This window comes from Promicromonospora panici (genome assembly GCF_900608595.1).
Lineage (GTDB): Bacteria > Actinomycetota > Actinomycetes > Actinomycetales > Cellulomonadaceae > Promicromonospora > Promicromonospora panici.
This window is the reverse complement of record NZ_UWYY01000012.1, coordinates 86,257-102,954: the sequence shown is the minus strand read 5'-3', so window position 1 is coordinate 102,954 and position 16,698 is coordinate 86,257. Positions and strand designations below refer to the sequence as shown.

Sequence of the window (16,698 nt, the reverse complement as noted above, 5' to 3'; positions counted from 1 at the left end):
TCGCCTCTCATCGTGGGCCGGGGTCGCGTGGGCCGGCATCATTCGGTCACAGGTCCGGGTACGGCTGGAACACCTGATCCGTGCGGAGGAACGTGCTCGAGAAGAACTCGCTGCTCACCTCGCCGCGCAGCAGGCCCGTGAGGTAGTCGGTGGTCGACATGTCGAACCGCTCCCATTCCTCGCCGTCCGCGTTCTCGACGTAGATCGGGTAGGCGTCCGGGTCGGCACCGGGCTCGGTGCGCCAGAACAACATCTCGCCGTTCGCGGTGTTCGCCCACGCGATCAGCCGCGCGTCGTCGCCCTCCGGCAGGTCTGCGGGCCTGAACTCGGGATCGTCCTCCCAGAGGATCAGGAGGTCCTCGAAGACGCCGTTCGAGTCGAGCAGGTTCCGGCTCAGATAGCGCTCGTCCGGCGCGAACACGCGAATGTAGTCGAACCACAGCCCGCTGCCCCCGGCGTCGACGAGCCTGCGGTAGTCCTCGGGGATCGGGATCTGGAGCTGGCTCTCGGCGCGCTCCCAGTCGAATGGCTCTTCGCGCGGGGTGAGACCGCCGGCGTCGACCAGGTCTTCGAGGCTCATGGGTCAGCTCCTGTTCCCGAACCGGAAGCCGTGGTCGTTCTTCGGGAGGTTGCCCGCTTTCACCTCGTCGGAGAGCAACGGCAGGTCCGGCCGATTGTCGATCGTGTAGTCGAGTTTGTACCCGTTGGAACCCTCTGCGCTGTAATGAACCTGCGACGGGACCACGGCATCGCCATCGTAATGAGGCGTGACCTTGTAGGTCACATCCTCGCCCGACTCGACGACCTTCCGGACCTCTCGTTCGATGGCCCGCTGCCACGGGCTGTTCGCCCGGTCGAACTGCGCGATGAAGTTCGCGGCGTGGTCGTTCGGACCGCCGAGCTGCGCGCCGTGGAGATGGCCGCGCTGGTGCGTGCCGCTGACGAAGCCCAGCGGGTCGACCTTGGGGTCGGTCTCGCCGCCGATGTTCTGCTTCGTCAGCTTGGCTTCGATCCCCGAGGGGCGGCCGTTGGCGTCGGTCTTGTAGACCGCGTCCTTGATCTTGTACGTCTGGTTCGGCTTGAGGGCCTTCGCGTGGACGGCGTTGTGCACGAGGACGGGCACGTCGCCCGCGTAGACGAAGTAGTTGTGGTGGGTCTCGACGTGGATGTTGTAGACGGTCTCGGCGTCGCCGCGGTGCTCGACCTCTACCCGGTCGAGGGTGGCGGTGCCCTCGGGGGTGACCAGGATGTCGCCGCGCTGCAGGTCGCGGGCCAGGATCCAGCCCATGTTCTGCACCATGAACGGGTGCTCGTCGGTCGTCGTGACCACCGAACCGGCGACGGTGAGGTGGTACAGCGTCGTGGTCTGCCGGACGAACGTCTCCTCCACCAGGTGCAGCTCGTCCAGGCCGGTGGCGAGGTTGCGGGCCCAGACCTTCTCACCGACCCGGATCTCCTCGATCGGCCGCTCGCCCTCGGAAGTATGGATCAGAGTGCCTGCGACGAAGCACTTGCCGAACAGGCACTTGACGCCCTTGAGGCCCTTGATGGCCTTGGCCGCGGCGCCGAGCCCGATCAGCGACAGGGCGGCTCCTGCGATCGCGATGCCGGCCTCGGCCCAGGAACGCTCCCCGGTGGCCGCGAGCGTGATGTTCGCCAGGGCGGACACGATCGCCGCGACTGCCGCGATCACTATGAGCACTCCGGCGAGGGCGGTGCCGATCACGGGGATGAACGCGACGATCAGTGCCAGGATCCCGGCGATGGTGGAGATCATGTCGGCGATATCCGCAATGGCGGCGACGAGCTTGGAGCCCCAGTCCTCCCACCATCCGTCGTTCAGATCATCCGAGCTGGTGATCTCCTCGATCTGGTCGATCGCATTCTCGGCGGCCCGGTCCCGGTCCGAGACCGCGGTCTCGATCGTGCCCTGCGCCGAGCTGATCGTCCCGGCCGCCTGATCGGCGTCATCACCGGCCTGATCAGCCTTCTGCTGATACTCCTGCTTCTCGCTCTCGTCGGTCGCGGAGTCGGCCATCTCCTGCCACCGGTCCTTCGACCCCGACGCCGCATCCGCCGCATCCCGCGCGGTACGCGCCTGCTCCAGCGCGGCCAGGGTCTCGGACTGCACCCGTTCCAACGCGTCCGCGTACCCGACCAGGGCGTCACCCGCGGCGACGTACCGGCCGTGGGCTCGACGGATCTCGCCGATGGTCTCTTCCTTGGTCTCCATCAACGCATCGACAGCCTGCGAGATGGTGCCCTCGACGTCCAGGCGACTCATCGCCGAGGCGGCGTTGTCGATCGAGTCCGCGACCTCCAGATACTCCTGCCCACCGGACAGCACAAGTACCGGGTCGCCGGGTGTGGGGTCAGCGTCCAGCCCCACCGGCGACCAGTCAGCTGGCCTCACACGGGACCCCCGGAGCCGGTGGGGGCGTCGTTGCCCTCCATCGACTTGGCCAGGTCCGTGTCCACATCGGTGAACGCCTCAGCCACCTGAGTCGACGCGTCGGCCAGCATCCGCAGATTCTCGGTCATCTTCGCGCGGGTGTCATCCCACTTGTGCGCGAAGTCCCGCACCACGTCCGCGAGCCCGCCGTGTCCGACCGCCTCCGCGATGCGGTCGCTGTTCGTGTTCGCGTTCTCGAACTCGTTCGCCACCGTCGTCAGGCTCGAACCCAGCTCGCGTACCGCATCAAGGTCAACACTTAGATCAGCCATCGGGCACCCCCTCCTGACCAGGGAGGATAGTCGACCCGTGGCGGGTAATGCCACGAAAATCCGTCTTCGACGGGGCTGGGGGTTTCACCCACCTGCGGCACACGTCGGCCGGGCCGGTCCGCCGGAGGTTGCCGAGTGGTTGCTGGAGCCCGCCGCCAGTCGCCACCGACTAGACTCGCCTGCGCGCCCCAGGGCGCCCACACGCCGTCGTCCAACCCGCCAGGGTGCCCGACGGCGGCACTCACCTTCCGTACGAAAGGAACCTCTCCGTGCTCCGCACCCACACGGCCGGCTCACTACGGGCCGAGCACATCGGCCAGACCGTCACCCTCACGGGCTGGGTCGATCGCCGCCGTGATCACGGGGGAGTGGCGTTCATCGACCTGCGCGACGCGTCCGGCATCGCCCAGGTGGTCATCCGCGACGAGGAGATCGCCCACCCGCTGCGCGCCGAGTACGTGCTGCGGGTCACCGGTGAGGTCGGCCGCCGCCCCGAGGGCAACGCCAACCCCAACCTCGCCACCGGCGAGATCGAGGTCGTCGCGACCGAGGTCGTCACGCTCAACGAGTCCGCTCCGCTGCCGTTCCAGGTGTCCACCGCGCTCGCCGAGACCGAGGTCATCGGCGAGGAGGCGCGCCTCAAGCACCGCTACCTCGACCTGCGCCGTCCGGCCCCGGCCGCCGCGCTCCGCCTGCGCTCCAAGGTGAACCAGGCCGCGCGCGCCGTGCTCGACGCGGAGGACTTCGTCGAGATCGAGACGCCGACGCTGACCCGGTCGACGCCCGAGGGCGCCCGCGACTTCCTGGTCCCGGCGCGCCTGGCGCCCGGCTCCTGGTACGCCCTGCCGCAGTCGCCGCAGCTCTTCAAGCAGCTGCTGATGGTCAGCGGCATGGAGCGCTACTACCAGATCGCCCGCTGCTACCGCGACGAGGACTTCCGCGCGGACCGTCAGCCGGAGTTCACCCAGCTCGATGTCGAGATGAGCTTCGTGGAGCAGGACGACGTGATCGCACTGGCCGAGAAGATCCTCGGCGCGCTGTGGGACCTGATCGGCCACAAGATCACGACGCCGATCCCGCGCATCACGTTCCACGAGGCGATGCGCTTGTACGGCACGGACAAGCCGGACCTGCGCTTCGGCAACCCGATCGTCGAGCTCACCGACTACTTCAAGAACACCCCGTTCCGTGTCTTCCAGGCGGAGTACGTGGGCGCCGTCGTCATGAAGGGCGGGGCCGCGCAGCCGCGCAGGCAGTTCGACGCCTGGCAGGAGTGGGCCAAGCAGCGCGGGGCCCGCGGCCTCGCCTACGTGACGTTCTCGGAGGAGGGCGAGCTCGGCGGCCCGGTCGCCAAGAACCTGTCCGACGGAGAGCGCGAGCACCTCGCCACGGTGACCGGCGCGGCCCCGGGTGACGCCGTGTTCTTCGCCGCCGGCAAGACGTCGGAGGCGCGCGCCCTGCTCGGCGCGGCCCGCCTCGAGATCGCGCACAAGACCGGCGAGATCGACGAGGACGCCTGGTCGTTCGTGTGGGTGGTCGACGCGCCCCTGTTCAAGCCGGCCGGCGAGGACGACGACGTCGACCTCGGCTCGTCCGCCTGGACCGCGGTGCACCACGCCTTCACGTCGCCGACCCCGGAGTGGATCGACTCGTTCGAGAAGAAGCCGGGCGAGGCCCTGGCCTACGCGTACGACATCGTCTGCAACGGCAACGAGATCGGCGGCGGCTCGATCCGTATCCATCGCCGGGACGTGCAGGAGCGCGTCTTCGAGGTGATGGGCATCGGGCACGAGGAGGCCGAGGAGAAGTTCGGCTTCCTGCTCGACGCCTTCGCGTTCGGCGCCCCACCGCACGGGGGCATCGCGTTCGGCTGGGACCGCATCGTCGCGCTGCTGACGAAGTCGCCGTCGATCCGCGACGTCATCGCGTTCCCGAAGTCGGGTGGCGGGTTCGACCCGCTGACCGCGGCGCCGGCGCCGATCACGCCGGAGCAGCGCAAGGAGGCCGGGGTGGACTTCACGCCCGAGGCCGCCGCGCCGGTGGCGGCCTCCCGGGCGTGACCCGGCTGGCCGGCCACGGGCTCGACCACATCTTCCTCCGGGTCCGCTCTCGGAGCTTTTCCGAGGTCAGGCGGTCGTGGACGGACAGCACCGGTCCCGACGACGCCGGTGCTGCCGCCGTCGTCGAGCTCGTGGACCGGACGGGCGAGCGGGCGGGCACGGCGTTCACCGCCGTCGGCCGGCCGGAGCGCCTGGCGAGGTTGCTGGGCGCGATCGTGCCCGAGGACACGGTGCGCGGCGTGACCGTCACCCGCGGTACCGGGGCCCTGGCCGGGCAGATCCTCTCCGGCTGGGGCCTCGGGCCCGCCGCGACCTGGGACCGGATGGTCGCCGAGACTGCGCCGTCCGTGCCCGACACCGGCGCGGCAGCCGTGGCGGAGCTCGATCCGGACCGCGACGCGGACGAGATCGCCGCCCTGCTCGCCGAGGCCAACCCGGGTGCGCGTGGTCCCGGCGCGCGCGACGCCCGCTGGTACGGGGTGCTGGCGCCGTCGGACGGCCCAGAAGGTGCCGCCGGAGTGCTGGCCGCCGTCGGCTCGGCCACCTCGGTCCCGGGCGGCGCCGTCCACCTCGGCTCGATCGGGACCCTTCCAGCGTTCCGCGGCCGCGGGTACGCCGGTGCGCTGACGGCGCGCATGACGGCGGACGGCGTCGCCGAGCGCGGGCTGGTGACGCTCGGGCTGTACGACGACAACGCCGCCGCGCGCCGCGTCTACGAGCGGCTCGGTTTCGTGGTGGTGCACGAGGTGGAGACCTGGGAGCCGGTTTGACCGGCGCGTTTCCCGGGCGGGTCTGCCCTCAGGCTGGTTAAGTGGTGGAGGGGCGCCGGTCCCGACGTCCCCTGGCTCCGTGACCAGGAAGGCAGCCTGATGACCCAGAACGACGGTGGCACGCCGTACGAGCCCAAGCCAGACCCCGAGACGCCGCCCACGCAGCCGGTGTCGGAGTCGTCCGGGGCGGAGCCGGCGCAGGCCGGTCCGGCCGACCCGGGCCCGGGCGCTCCGTCCGAGCAGGGCGACGCGAATGCACCCTACGGGCAGCCCGGCGCGCCCGGGGCCTACGGCCAGCCGGCAGCGCCTGCCGTGTCCCAGTACGGGCACGCGCAGTCCCCGCCCAAGAACGACCTGGCCGTCTGGTCGCTGATCACGGGCATCCTCAGCTACGTGTTCTGCCCGCTGGTGCTCGGTATCGCCGCGATCGTGACGGGCACCATGAGCCGAAAGGCCGCGGACCAGGGTCTCGCGAACAACCGCGGGATGGGGACGGCCGGCCTGATCCTGGGCTGGATCAACGTGGCGCTGGTGCTCGTGGCCGTCGTGCTCTTCATCGTCCTGCTGGGCGCCGGGCTGCTGTCCGGTGGTTTCGGCGAGTGGGGCGACATGAACGACATGGACCGCTACGGCGATTACTGACCTCTGACCTGCATGGACCTTGGGTAGATCTACCCGTGCGTTTTTCCTGCTTGCAGGGGTCTCCTGCCTGTAGGTTTGGCTCTTCCGGGCCGGATCAGCCCCGGTCCCCCGTAAGCAGAGAGGCAGCACGATGACCCAGCCTGACGGCGGCCAGTCACCTTACGACCCGCCGCAGCAGCCCGAGCAGGGACAGCCAGCCACACCGCCGTCGGGCGCGGTTCCCGGGCAGCCCACGCCCTACGAGCAGCAGCCCTATGGGCAGCAGCCGTACCAGCAGCAGCCCTACGGGCAGCAGCCGTACGAGGAGCAGGGGCCGGTCTACGCGCAGGGCGGCCAGCCGTACGGCGCCGCACCGCTGCCGAAGAACAACCTCGGTGTGTGGTCGCTCGTGCTGGGCATCCTTGCCGTGCTGGGCTGCGGCATCCTCACGGGCATCGCCGCGATCATCACCGGCCACAAGAGCCGCAAGGCCCAGCAGGAGGGCCAGGCCGACAACGGCGCCATGGGCCTCGTGGGCATCGTCACCGGCTGGGTCGGTATCGCGTGGACCACGATCGTGGTCGGCTTCCTCGTCGTCGGGGCGATCTTCGCGGCCACGGCGGTCAACGACCCGGCGTTCCAGGAGGAGCTCCAGGAGGGCTACGAGCAGGAGCTCGGCGACACGGGTCAGACCATGGATCCTGAGCTCGAAGAATTGATGGACGAGCTCGAGAACCTCGAGAACGGCTGAGTCAACTCCCTGCCGTCGGTCAGCCCGCCGCATCCGAGGTGCGATCTCCCTCGGGGGTACGGCGGGCTGACCCGCTCTCTCCTGTCCGCGCCGCATGGCGTGGCCGAGCCCGGAAGGCCGCACGATGACCCAGCCCGACGACGGGTACTCCCCGCACGACCCGCCGAACCAGCCGGCTGTCCCGCAGCCGCCGGGAGAGCAGCCACAGACCCCGCTCACGCCCTCGCCGCCGCCTGCCGGTCCGGCGTACGGGCATCCCGTGCAGTACCCGTCGGGGCAGTTTCCCTCCGGCCAGTACCCCTCGGGACAGCTGCAGCCCCACGCGCCGCAGGGCCCGCCTCAGTACCAGTACGGCCCGCCCTCGCCGTACGGCTACCCGGCCGCGCCGCCGAAGAACGACCTGGGCGTCTGGTCGCTGGTGACCGGCATCCTGAGCTGGATCCTCTGCCCGCTCGTCCTCGGCATCGTCGCGATAGTCACCGGGAACGCCAGCAGGAAGGCGATCCGGGAAGGCCTGGCGAACAACACCGGGTCCGCGACGGCGGGACTCATCCTGGGCTGGATCAATGTGGGGCTGGTCGGCGCCTTTGTGCTGTGGTGGGTCGCCATCCTGATCTTCGGGCTTCTCGGCGCGGCGTTCTCGGTCTCCCAGGCATAACTCGATCAGGCCCGCCAGGCGCGGTGCACAGCGCCTGGCAGGCACTACGTGGAAGGTAGGACCATGACCCAGCCCGACGAGTGGAAGTCGCCGTACGACCCACCGAAGCCGAGCACCCCGGACGCCACCTCCGGCCCGGTGTTCGACCCCGGCTCCGCGCCGACGTCGGCATCTGACCAGGCGGGACCGCCCAGCCCCTATCAGCAGCCGTACGAGCAGCCATATCAGCAGCCGTACCTTCAGCAGCCCGCGCAGGGGTCCGAGTATCAGCAGGGTTCGGCGTACGGGCCCGGGCCGCACCAGCCCCAGCCCCAGCCGCCGCAGTACGGTGCGCCCTACGGGTACGCCGCGCCGCCCGAGAAGAACGCCCTCGGCGTGTGGTCCCTCGTGCTGGGCATCCTCAGCGTCGTCATGCTGTTCAGCTGCCTCGTCGGCTTCCTCGCGGCGATTCCCGCGGTCATCACGGGCCACCTGAGCCGCAAGGCGCACAAGGAGGGCCTGGCGGACAACCCCGGCCTGGCGCTCGGCGGCATCATCACGGGCTGGGTCACGATCGGCCTGACTCTCCTCGCGGCCGCCGGAATCGCCGTGCTGTTCAGCATCCCGGAGTTCCGGGAAGGCTTCTTCAGCGAGACCAGCTCAAGCTACTGATCCGGTCGCCTTCGGCCGTCACGCCGCGGGAGCGGCGTCGGCGACGTAACCGTCGGGGCGCACCAGCAGGGTGGTGGCGCCGCCGTCGGCCCGGCGGGTCAGGACGCGCTCGGCGGGGTCGACCTCGCCGAGCGCGGCGGGCAGCTCCGGCGCCACCGCGCCCGCGGGGGCGACGAGGACGAACCGGCCCGCCCGCAGCGCCTCGGCGAGGCGCGAGCCGCCGTCCAGCGGCAGGTCACGCGCCCGCGTGCCGATGAGGGGGTGCGCGCCGCGCGGTCGCGGGTAGGCGATGCCCACGGCGGAGATGAAGCCCGCCGCCCGCCGCCGGATCGGCGCGGCCCGCGACACGATCCCGACGCCGACGGCGCTCGCGGCCGCCGCCAGCGGGCCCCGGCTGGTGGCCGCCCGCAGGATGCCCCCGCTGGCGCGCAGCACCTGCTTGCCGATCGGGTGGCGCTCGGCCTCGTAGCTGTCGAGGACGGCGGCGCCCGCGCCGTCGGGCAGCCGGAGTGCCGCGGCGAGCTTCCAGCCGAGGTTCGCGGCGTCCTGCATGCCCGTGTTCATGCCGAGGCCGCCCGCGGGGCTGTGCACGTGCGCGGCGTCGCCGGCGAGGAGCACGCGGCCCGCGCGGTAGGTGGGCGCCTGGCGCTCGTCGGCGTGGAAGCGGGACAGGAAGCGGGGGTCGTGCATGCCGAAGTCGTCGTGCAGGGTGGCGCGCGCGATCGCGCGCACCTCCTCGAGGTCGACCGGCTCGTCCTCGCTCACGTTGCGGTTGCCGTGCCAGCCGATGAACCGGTACCAGCCGTCACCGAAGGGGGCGATGAAACCGAGCGACTCGTTGGCCGCGGCGACGGTCAGGGTGTCGGCGGGCTTGCGCGCGAGCCGGACGTCCGCCAGGACCATCGAGCGGATGACGGCGCGGCCGGGGAACGGGATGCCGACGGCGGCCCGGACCGTCGAGCGGGCGCCGTCCGTGCCGACCAGGTACCTGGCGCGCAGCTCCGCGCCGTCCGCGACGGTGACCGTGACGCCGTCGGCGTCTTGGGTGAGCCCGGTGACCTCGGTGTCGTACCGGAAGACGGCGCCCGCCTCCTCGGCGCGACGCCGCAGGAGCCGTTCCACCTCGTACTGGGGAGCGACGAGCACGTACGGGAACCGCGACGGCAGGTCCGCCAGGTTGATGGTGAGCTTCTGGAAGAGCTGGACGCTCCCGACGGGCTGCCCCTTGGTGATCAGCTCGTCGGCCAGACCGCGCGCGTCGAGCACCTCGAGGCTGCGGGCGTGGACGGCGAACGCGCGGGTGAGGTTGCTCAGCGCTGCCGGACGCTTCTCCAGCACGGTGACGCGGGTCCCGGCGGTGGCGAGGTCTCCGGCGAGCAGGAGGCCGGTAGGCCCAGCTCCGACAACTATGACGTCCGTGTTCATGATGTCCTCCTCAGGGTGCTTGGCCAACGGTTGTTTGCCAACGCTTGTTGACCAGGCTAGTGGGCCCGATGCGCCGAAGTCAACGAGTGTTGGCATACAGTTGTTGGCATGACAGAGTCAAAAGCTCCGCGCCGCCGCTCCGACGCGACCCGCACCGCGATCCTGAAGGCGGCCCGTGCGCGCTTCGCGGCCGACGGTTACGAGCGTGCGACGGTGCGCGCCATCGCGCGCGACGCCGGCATCGATCCCTCCATGGTCATGCGCTACTACGGCTCCAAGGAGGGTTTGTTCGCGGCGGTGATCGACGTCGAGCTGGTCCTCCCGAACCTGGGCGCGATCCCGGTCGAGGACGTCGGCGGCGTGCTCATCGGGCACTTCCTCGACCTGTGGGAGAACGACAGCGTGCTGCAGACACTCCTGCGCGTCGGCGCGACGAACGAGGCCGGTGCGGCCCGGATGCGTGAGGTGTTCGCCGGCCAGATCCTGCCGCTCGCCGAACGGTTCGTCGTGACCAGGGCGGACGCCGAGCGCCGCGCCGCGCTCGTCGCCTCACAGGTGCTCGGCATGGCGCTCGTGCGGTACGTGCTGAGGTTCGGTCCCGCCACGGACATGTCTCGCGAGGACGTCGTGGCCTGGCTGGCGCCCACCGTGCAGCGGTACATCACGGCCGAGGCGCCGTGACGGGTTCGGGAGGTTAAACGGTTCGTGCTGTGGGCTACCGCGCTGGTCCGTCCTACTTTTTCGTGACCGCGCCGCAGACGTCGCACGAAACGGAGACCACGACATGACCATCGATGCTCCAGGACCCGCCGAGACGATCACGCCCGCCGCGGAACCGGCCGACCGGCAGGCCGCCGAACCCGGATCCCGCCGAACGCCGGCCTGGAGGGAGGTCGTGCTGCGGCGGGTGGCGCCCGTCGTCGGGTGGCTGGTCACCCTAGGGGTGGCCGTGGACCTCGCGCAGGGCGCGTACGGCCAGGTCACCGAGTCGGACCGGTCGGTCGGCATGTTCGAGGCGATCGGCTACCCGGCGTCCGCCGTCCTCCTGATCGGTGTGCTGCAGGCCGTGGCCGTGGTGCTCTATGTGATCCCGTGGACGGCGTTCGTCGGCGGCCTGCTGCTGACCGCCTACCTGGGCGGCGCCGTCGCCGCGCACATCCGCATGGAGGACTCGGTGACGCATACGCTTACGCCAGTCCTGTACGCCGTGGCGGTGTGGGCCGCGCTGTTCCTGCGCAGCGAGCGCATCCGCTGGGCCGTCCTCACCGGACGCTGATCTCGTCGGGGCGCGGCGTGACGCACGGCAACGGCGCCGTGCTCCACGTTGCGCCCCGGCGTCGCGTCGTGGCACTATTTCACCTGCTCCTGCGGGTGTGCCGCACGTGTGAGGGAGCTACTCGAAGGACTGTGATGACAGGCATCTCCCGGTACGAGACCACCTCGCGCTGACGCCTGCCCTGCTGCACCACTCTGTTGCGGTACCCGGCGTCGGCATTCGCCACCACCCGGGAGTCCTGCCTTGTTGTCCAACCCTTCTGTCGTGCTGCACGACGTCACTTTCGCCTGGCCTGACGGCGCCGTCGCGCTCGACCACGTCTCGGGCGCCTTCGGCCGCGGCCGCACCGGCCTGACCGGCCTGAACGGCGCCGGCAAGTCCACCCTGCTGCGCCTGGTCGCGGGCCTGCTCACACCCACCTCGGGGCGGATCGTGCTGAGCGGTACGGCCGACTACCTGCCCCAGCGGCTCACGCTGGACGTCGACGCCACGGTCGCCGACCTGCTCGGCATCACGCCCGTCGTGCGCGCGCTGCGCGCCATCGAGTCGGGGGACGTCGACGTCGCGCACTTCGACGCCGTCGGCGACGACTGGGACGTCGAGGAGCGGGCCGTCGCGCTGCTCTCGGCCACCGGCCTGCCCACCGGGCTGGACCGGTCGGTCGCGAGCCTGTCCGGCGGTGAGGCGATGCTGACGGCGATCACCGGCGTGCGGCTGCGCCAGTCGAGCGGGAGCGCCGCCGTCGCGCTGCTCGACGAGCCGACGAACAACCTCGACGGCGACGCCCGCGAGCGCCTGTACGAGCTCGTGCGGGGCTGGAAGGGCGCGCTCGTCGTGGTCTCGCACGACCTGGCGCTGCTGGAGCTGATGGACGAGACGGCCGAGCTGCGGGCGGGGTCGCTGACGACGTTCGGGGGCCCGTACTCGGAGTACCGGGCGTGGCTGGCGGTGCAGCAGGAGGCCGCTGCGCAGGCGCTGCGTTCGGCGGAGCAGACGCTGCGGCGGGAGAAGCGGCAGCGGATCGAGGCGGAGGAGAAGATCGCGCACAGCGAGCGGCAGGGCAGGAAGGACCGGGCGAACCGGAAGTACGTGCCCGCGGCGATCAATGACCGCCGCAACAGCGCGGAGAAGTCGGCGGGTTCGCGCCGGGGGATGCTGGACGACAAGGTCGAGGCCGCGCGGGCGGCGGTCGACCTGGCGGAGCGCGCGGTGCGCGACGACGACCGGATCTCCGTGGACCTGCCGGATCCGGGGGTGCCGGCCGGGCGCCGGCTCGCGGTGCTGCGTGGAGCGGACGGCCGGGAGATCGTGGTCCAGGGCCCTGAGCGCCTGGCGCTGACAGGCCCGAACGGCGTCGGAAAGACAACATTGCTGGAGCGCGTACTCGACCCCCAGGCTTCGTTGAGTGCCGGATATTTGCCCTCTGAACAGGCCTCGGAGGGGCAGATATCCAGCACTCAACGGGGTGGGGCGGGAGGTGAGGTGGTGACCGGGCGCGTCGCCTATCTGCCGCAGCGGGTTGATGTGCTTCCTGAAGAGTCGTCGGTGCTGGATGCCGTGCGGGAGGGCGCGCCTCATGTGCCGCCGGGCGAGCTGCGCAACCGGCTGGCGCGGTTCCTGGTGCGGGGCGCGGCGGTGGACCGTCCGGTCGCGACGCTGTCGGGCGGCGAGCGGTTCCGGGTGGCGCTGGCGCGGCTGCTCCTGGCCGACCCGCCGGCGCAGCTCCTCGTGCTGGACGAGCCGACCAACAACCTCGACATCGCGAGCACCGACCAGCTCGTCGACGCGCTGACGGCGTACCGGGGAGCGCTGCTGGTGGTGAGCCACGACGGGGCGTTCCTGGACCGGCTGGGCCTGGACGCGGAGATCCGGCTGGACGCCGAGGGCAACCTGACCGAGGAGCGGCGGTAGCGGGTACGGGATAACCCTGATGCGCCAAATTTCACCCGGGTTGTACGGTCTCTTTACTTATTAGACCAACACCTTCGGGAGACGACGATGAAGACCAACCCGAGGCGCCTCGGCGTCCTCAGCGCGCTGACCGCGGCGCTCCTTGTCACGGGCGGCGTGGTCGGCGCCACCGCGATGGAGGGCGGTAGCCTCGCCGCCGGCACCGAGGCGAATGCGGACGCCGGCGCCCAGGCAGAGGCCGCGAAGATGCCCGGCGCGCCGTACCTGTTCCTCGGCTGGGGCGACCCGCAGGACGCCACCGCGGTGATGAGCGAGACCGGCGTCTCCGCGTTCACCATGGCGTTCATGCTGTCGTCCGGCGGCTGCACGCCCGCGTGGGACGGGCAGCGGCCGCTCACCGGCGGCGTCGACGAGCAGACCATCGACGCGATCAAGGGCGCCGGCGGCCAGGTGCAGATCTCGTTCGGCGGGTACTCCGGGAACAAGCTGGGGCCGAACTGCTCCAGCCCGGAGGCGCTCGCGGGCGCCGTGCAGCAGGTGATCGACGCGCACGGCCCGGACGCCGTCGACTTCGACGTCGAGAACACCGACGAGTACGAGGACTACGCGGTCCAGGACCGCATCCTGCAGGCGATCGCCATCGTCAAGGAGAACAACCCGGACGTGCAGACCGTGGTGACGATCCCGACCGCGATCAGCGGACCGGCCGGCCCGGGGGCACGCCTCATCACGCGCGCCGCCGAGCTGGGCACGCCGATCGACAACTACACGGTCATGACGTTCGACTTCGGCGGCTCCGACATGGTCGCGGACACGATCAGCGCCGCCCAGGGGCTGAAGGACCAGCTCAAGGCCGCCAACGGCTGGTCGGACGCCGAGGCGTACGCGCACTCCGGCATCTCCGGCATGAACGGGCTCTCGGACCTGCAGGAGACCACGACCCCCGCGCAGTGGACCGAGATCCGCGACTGGGCCAGCGCGCAGGGCCTGTCGCGGTTCGCGTACTGGGCGGTCAACCGCGACCGGGGCTGCCCCGGTGGCGGCGTGACGTCGAACTGCAGCGGCATCGAGCAGCCGAACCTGGAGTTCACGCGCATCACGGCAGGCTTCTGACCCCCTTTGTTGTGAGCGTGACCGTTGCGCCTAAAACCAGCGCGTAGGCACAACGATCACGCCCACAACAAAGGTGTGTATACGGGGAAGCCCTGATGTGGCGCGCGTCGCGGCGGTCGTACCGTCTCCTCACTTACAGGCTTGAAAGTGAAGGAGGACGACCATGCAAGCACGTCTACGGCGCCGTGTGTTCGGTGGCCTCGCGGTTCTGTCCATGGCCCTGGTCACGGCACTCACGCTCGGCGGGGGCGCGCTGCCGGCGCAGGCCGCCACCGGGTCCATCACCGGCTACGGCGGCAAGTGTGTGGATGTCGCGAGCGCGAGCTCAGCGAACGGCACGCAGGTCCAGCTCTACGGCTGCAACGGCACGGACGCCCAGAGCTGGGACGTGCGCGCCGACGGCACCGTCCGCGCACTCGGCAAGTGCCTCGACGTCGCCGGCGGCGCCACCGCGAACGGAACCCGCGTGCAGATCTGGGACTGCAACGGCACCGCCGCGCAGCGCTGGACGGCCGGCGCGGACGGCACCCTGCGCGCCCTGGGCAAGTGCCTCGACGCGACCGGGCCCAGCTCGGCCGACGGCACACCCCTGCAGCTCTGGGACTGCTTCGCCGGCGACAACCAGCGCTGGACGCTCCCGTCCGGCGGCGGCAACCCTGGCCCGAACCCGGCGAAGATGCCGGCCGCACCGTACCTGTACCTGGGCTGGGGCAACCCGCCGAGCGCCACGTCGGTGATGAGCCAGACGGGCGTGCGGGCGTTCACCATGGCGTTCATCCTGTCGTCCGGCGGCTGCAACCCCGCCTGGGACGGCAGCCGCCCGCTCACCGGCGGCGTCGACCAGCAGACGATCAACGCGATCAAGGCCGCGGGCGGCCAGGTGCAGATCTCGTTCGGCGGCTGGTCCGGGAACAAGCTCGGTCCCAACTGCTCGACACCCGCCGCGTACGCGGGGGCCGTGCAGCAGGTCATCAACGCGCACCAGCCGCACGTTGTCGACTTCGACATCGAGAACTCCGACGAGTTCGAGAACTACACCGTCCAGGACCGCATCCTGCAGGGCCTGACCATCGTCAAGCAGAACAACCCGAACGTGAAGATCGCCGTCACGATCGGTACCGGCCGCAGCGGCCCGGAGGGGGCGGGCACCCGGCTCATCAACCGGGCCGCGCAGCTGGGTGTCCCGATCGACAACTACACGATCATGCCGTTCAACTTCGGCTCCTCGAACATCGCGCAGGACACGATCAACGCGTCCGAGGGGTTGAAGAACCAGCTCAAGGCGGCCAACGGGTGGACCGACGCCCAGGCGTACTCGCACATGGGCATCTCGGGCATGAACGGGAGCTCCGACCAGGGCGAGATCACCACCACCGCTGCCTGGACCCAGATCCGTGACTACGCGCGGAACAACGGGCTGACGCGGCTGGCGTTCTGGTCCGTCAACCGGGACCAGCCCGGGTTCGAGTTCACGCGCATCACGGCGGGGTTCTGATGCGCGCCGGGCGGTCCGGCGCGACCGGCGCCCTGGTCGCGGCAGCGGTCAGCGCAACGGTGGCGGTCGGCCTGCTGCTGTCGACGGCGGGGACGGCCAGCGGGACGGCGCCCACCGACGTGCCCACCACCTTCACGCACCCGGGTGTGCACGTCAGCCGGCCCCAGCTCGATTTCGTGCGGCAGCAGGTGCAGGCCGGCGCTCAGCCGTGGCGGGGCGCATACGACTCGATGATGGGCAGCCGGTACGCGTCACTGTCCTACACCCCGCACCCGCGGGCGGTCGTCGAGTGCGGGTCGTACTCCAACCCGAACAACGGCTGCACCGACGAGCGAGAGGACGCGATAGCGGCCTACACCCACGCCCTGGCCTGGTCTGTGACCGGTGACGCGCGGTACGCCCAGAAGTCCATCTCGCTCATGAACGCGTGGTCGCTCGTGATCCGCGACCACACCAGCTCGAACGCGCCCCTGCAGACGGCGTGGGCGGGCTCGGTGTGGCCGCGGGCCGCGGAGATCATCCGGTACACGGGTGCGGGCTGGGCGTCGGCCGACGTCGACCGGTTCGAGACGATGCTGCGCAACGTCTACCTGCCCGAGGTGGTCAACGGGTCGAACAGCAACGGCAACTGGGAGCTGTCGATGATGGAGGCGGCCGTCGGCATCGCCGTCTTCCTCGACGACCGGAACGTATACGCCTCCGCCCGCCAGCGCTTCCTTGTGCGGGTGCCCGCCTTCATCTACCTGACCTCTGACGGGTCGGTGCCGCGCACCGTGCCGGGCTCCGGCCGGGACACGCCCGACGAGATCTTCTCCTACTGGCACAACCAGCGGACGCTGGTCAACGGCCTGTCGCAGGAGACCTGCCGGGACTTCACGCACACGGGCTACGGCATCTCGGCGATCTCGCACGTCGCGGAGACCGCCGCCATCCAGGGTGACGACCTGTACCCGCAGGTGGGGGAGCGGTTGCGGCACGCGCTCGGGTTCCACTCGACCTATCAGCGGGGCGCGGCCGTGCCGTCCTGGCTCTGCGGCGGGTCGGTGAAACTGGGCCTCGGTCCGGTCACCGAGGTCGGGTTCAACGCGCTGCACAACCGGCAGGGCCATGCGATGACGAACACGCAGGCGCTGACGGAGTCCACGCGGCCCCAGGGCACCAACAACCTGTTCGTCGCCTGGGAGACGCTTACCCACGCGAACAACCCGCACGTCCTGCCCTGACGAGCCATGCCCTTCGCTGT

Annotated in this window: 16 protein-coding genes; 12 read left to right on the top strand and 4 right to left on the bottom strand. The window is 70.6% G+C overall.

Annotated features, from left to right (window positions below; genetic code table 11):
• Positions 1-46 precede the first annotated feature (46 nt).
• From EW117_RS15380 to EW117_RS15370, 3 genes are read right to left on the bottom strand one after another with little or no spacing between them, the layout of a single operon-like run.
• The gene (locus tag EW117_RS15380) at positions 47-580 is read right to left on the bottom strand and encodes an SMI1/KNR4 family protein (protein ID WP_129787591.1); all 534 of its coding nucleotides are present in this window, start codon (positions 578-580) and stop codon (positions 47-49) included.
• A 3-nt stretch (positions 581-583) separates the two neighbouring features.
• Positions 584-2,413 (bottom strand): polymorphic toxin-type HINT domain-containing protein, encoded by a 1,830-nt coding sequence (locus tag EW117_RS15375; protein ID WP_129787590.1) that lies wholly within the window; start codon positions 2,411-2,413, stop codon positions 584-586.
• Entirely contained in the window at positions 2,410-2,724 is a 315-nt protein-coding gene (locus EW117_RS15370) for a hypothetical protein (protein WP_207211887.1), read from the bottom strand. The genes EW117_RS15375 and EW117_RS15370 overlap by 4 nt, the downstream gene beginning before the upstream one ends.
• 269 nt (positions 2,725-2,993) lie before the next feature.
• Here EW117_RS15370 and aspS point away from each other — a divergent pair, with 269 nt between their 5' ends.
• The 6 genes from aspS to EW117_RS15340 all read left to right on the top strand — a co-directional run bounded on the left by aspS (position 2,994) and on the right by EW117_RS15340 (position 8,235).
• The gene (aspS, locus tag EW117_RS15365; RefSeq protein ID WP_129787589.1) at positions 2,994-4,784 is read left to right on the top strand and encodes an aspartate--tRNA ligase; all 1,791 of its coding nucleotides are present in this window, start codon (positions 2,994-2,996) and stop codon (positions 4,782-4,784) included.
• Positions 4,781-5,554, top strand: coding sequence for a GNAT family N-acetyltransferase (locus EW117_RS15360; RefSeq protein WP_129787588.1), 774 nt, complete (start codon positions 4,781-4,783; stop codon positions 5,552-5,554). The genes aspS and EW117_RS15360 overlap by 4 nt, the downstream gene beginning before the upstream one ends.
• A gap of 99 nt (positions 5,555-5,653) precedes the next feature.
• Entirely contained in the window at positions 5,654-6,196 is a 543-nt protein-coding gene (locus EW117_RS15355) for a DUF4190 domain-containing protein (RefSeq protein ID WP_129787587.1), read from the top strand.
• A 130-nt stretch (positions 6,197-6,326) separates the two neighbouring features.
• On the top strand, positions 6,327-6,926 hold the full coding sequence (locus EW117_RS15350) for a DUF4190 domain-containing protein (protein WP_129787586.1): 600 nt from the start codon (positions 6,327-6,329) through the stop codon (positions 6,924-6,926).
• A gap of 124 nt (positions 6,927-7,050) precedes the next feature.
• A complete protein-coding gene (locus EW117_RS15345) occupies positions 7,051-7,584 on the top strand; it encodes a DUF4190 domain-containing protein (protein WP_165362707.1) in 534 nt (177 codons plus the stop codon).
• A gap of 63 nt (positions 7,585-7,647) precedes the next feature.
• Complete coding sequence (locus tag EW117_RS15340; RefSeq protein ID WP_129787584.1) at positions 7,648-8,235, top strand: DUF4190 domain-containing protein; 588 nt, start codon at positions 7,648-7,650, stop codon at positions 8,233-8,235.
• Positions 8,236-8,253: 18 nt separating this feature from the next.
• On the opposite strand, the gene EW117_RS15335 is transcribed toward EW117_RS15340, so the two are convergent.
• Positions 8,254-9,660: an FAD-dependent monooxygenase gene (locus tag EW117_RS15335; protein ID WP_129787583.1), complete on the bottom strand. Its 1,407-nt coding sequence runs from the start codon at positions 9,658-9,660 to the stop codon at positions 8,254-8,256.
• A 108-nt stretch (positions 9,661-9,768) separates the two neighbouring features.
• Here EW117_RS15335 and EW117_RS15330 point away from each other — a divergent pair, with 108 nt between their 5' ends.
• From EW117_RS15330 to EW117_RS15305, 6 genes are all read left to right on the top strand, one after another.
• Positions 9,769-10,341: a TetR/AcrR family transcriptional regulator gene (locus tag EW117_RS15330; RefSeq protein WP_129787582.1), complete on the top strand. Its 573-nt coding sequence runs from the start codon at positions 9,769-9,771 to the stop codon at positions 10,339-10,341.
• A 103-nt stretch (positions 10,342-10,444) separates the two neighbouring features.
• The gene (locus EW117_RS15325; protein WP_129787581.1) at positions 10,445-10,936 is read left to right on the top strand and encodes a DoxX family protein; all 492 of its coding nucleotides are present in this window, start codon (positions 10,445-10,447) and stop codon (positions 10,934-10,936) included.
• Between the two features lie 264 nt (positions 10,937-11,200).
• On the top strand, positions 11,201-12,847 hold the full coding sequence (locus EW117_RS15320; RefSeq protein ID WP_129787580.1) for an ABC-F family ATP-binding cassette domain-containing protein: 1,647 nt from the start codon (positions 11,201-11,203) through the stop codon (positions 12,845-12,847).
• A gap of 87 nt (positions 12,848-12,934) precedes the next feature.
• Positions 12,935-13,960 (top strand): chitinase, encoded by a 1,026-nt coding sequence (locus tag EW117_RS15315; protein WP_129787579.1) that lies wholly within the window; start codon positions 12,935-12,937, stop codon positions 13,958-13,960.
• Between the two features lie 163 nt (positions 13,961-14,123).
• Complete coding sequence (locus EW117_RS15310) at positions 14,124-15,455, top strand: ricin-type beta-trefoil lectin domain protein (protein WP_242504315.1); 1,332 nt, start codon at positions 14,124-14,126, stop codon at positions 15,453-15,455.
• Positions 15,455-16,678, top strand: coding sequence for an alginate lyase family protein (locus tag EW117_RS15305; RefSeq protein WP_129787578.1), 1,224 nt, complete (start codon positions 15,455-15,457; stop codon positions 16,676-16,678). Before EW117_RS15310 ends, EW117_RS15305 begins: the two co-directional genes overlap by 1 nt.
• Positions 16,679-16,698: the final 20 nt, after the last annotated feature.

Coding starts and splice junctions, on each gene's coding strand:
- EW117_RS15380 (WP_129787591.1), bottom strand. CDS start 580: ATGAGCCTCGAAGACCTGGTCGACGCCGGCGGTCTCACCCCGCGCGAA.
- EW117_RS15370 (WP_207211887.1), bottom strand. CDS start 2,724: ATGGCTGATCTAAGTGTTGACCTTGATGCGGTACGCGAGCTGGGTTCG.
- EW117_RS15355 (WP_129787587.1), top strand. CDS start 5,654: ATGACCCAGAACGACGGTGGCACGCCGTACGAGCCCAAGCCAGACCCC.
- EW117_RS15350 (WP_129787586.1), top strand. CDS start 6,327: ATGACCCAGCCTGACGGCGGCCAGTCACCTTACGACCCGCCGCAGCAG.
- EW117_RS15345 (WP_165362707.1), top strand. CDS start 7,051: ATGACCCAGCCCGACGACGGGTACTCCCCGCACGACCCGCCGAACCAG.
- EW117_RS15340 (WP_129787584.1), top strand. CDS start 7,648: ATGACCCAGCCCGACGAGTGGAAGTCGCCGTACGACCCACCGAAGCCG.
- EW117_RS15335 (WP_129787583.1), bottom strand. CDS start 9,660: ATGAACACGGACGTCATAGTTGTCGGAGCTGGGCCTACCGGCCTCCTG.
- EW117_RS15330 (WP_129787582.1), top strand. CDS start 9,769: ATGACAGAGTCAAAAGCTCCGCGCCGCCGCTCCGACGCGACCCGCACC.
- EW117_RS15325 (WP_129787581.1), top strand. CDS start 10,445: ATGACCATCGATGCTCCAGGACCCGCCGAGACGATCACGCCCGCCGCG.
- EW117_RS15315 (WP_129787579.1), top strand. CDS start 12,935: ATGAAGACCAACCCGAGGCGCCTCGGCGTCCTCAGCGCGCTGACCGCG.
- EW117_RS15310 (WP_242504315.1), top strand. CDS start 14,124: ATGCAAGCACGTCTACGGCGCCGTGTGTTCGGTGGCCTCGCGGTTCTG.
- EW117_RS15305 (WP_129787578.1), top strand. CDS start 15,455: ATGCGCGCCGGGCGGTCCGGCGCGACCGGCGCCCTGGTCGCGGCAGCG.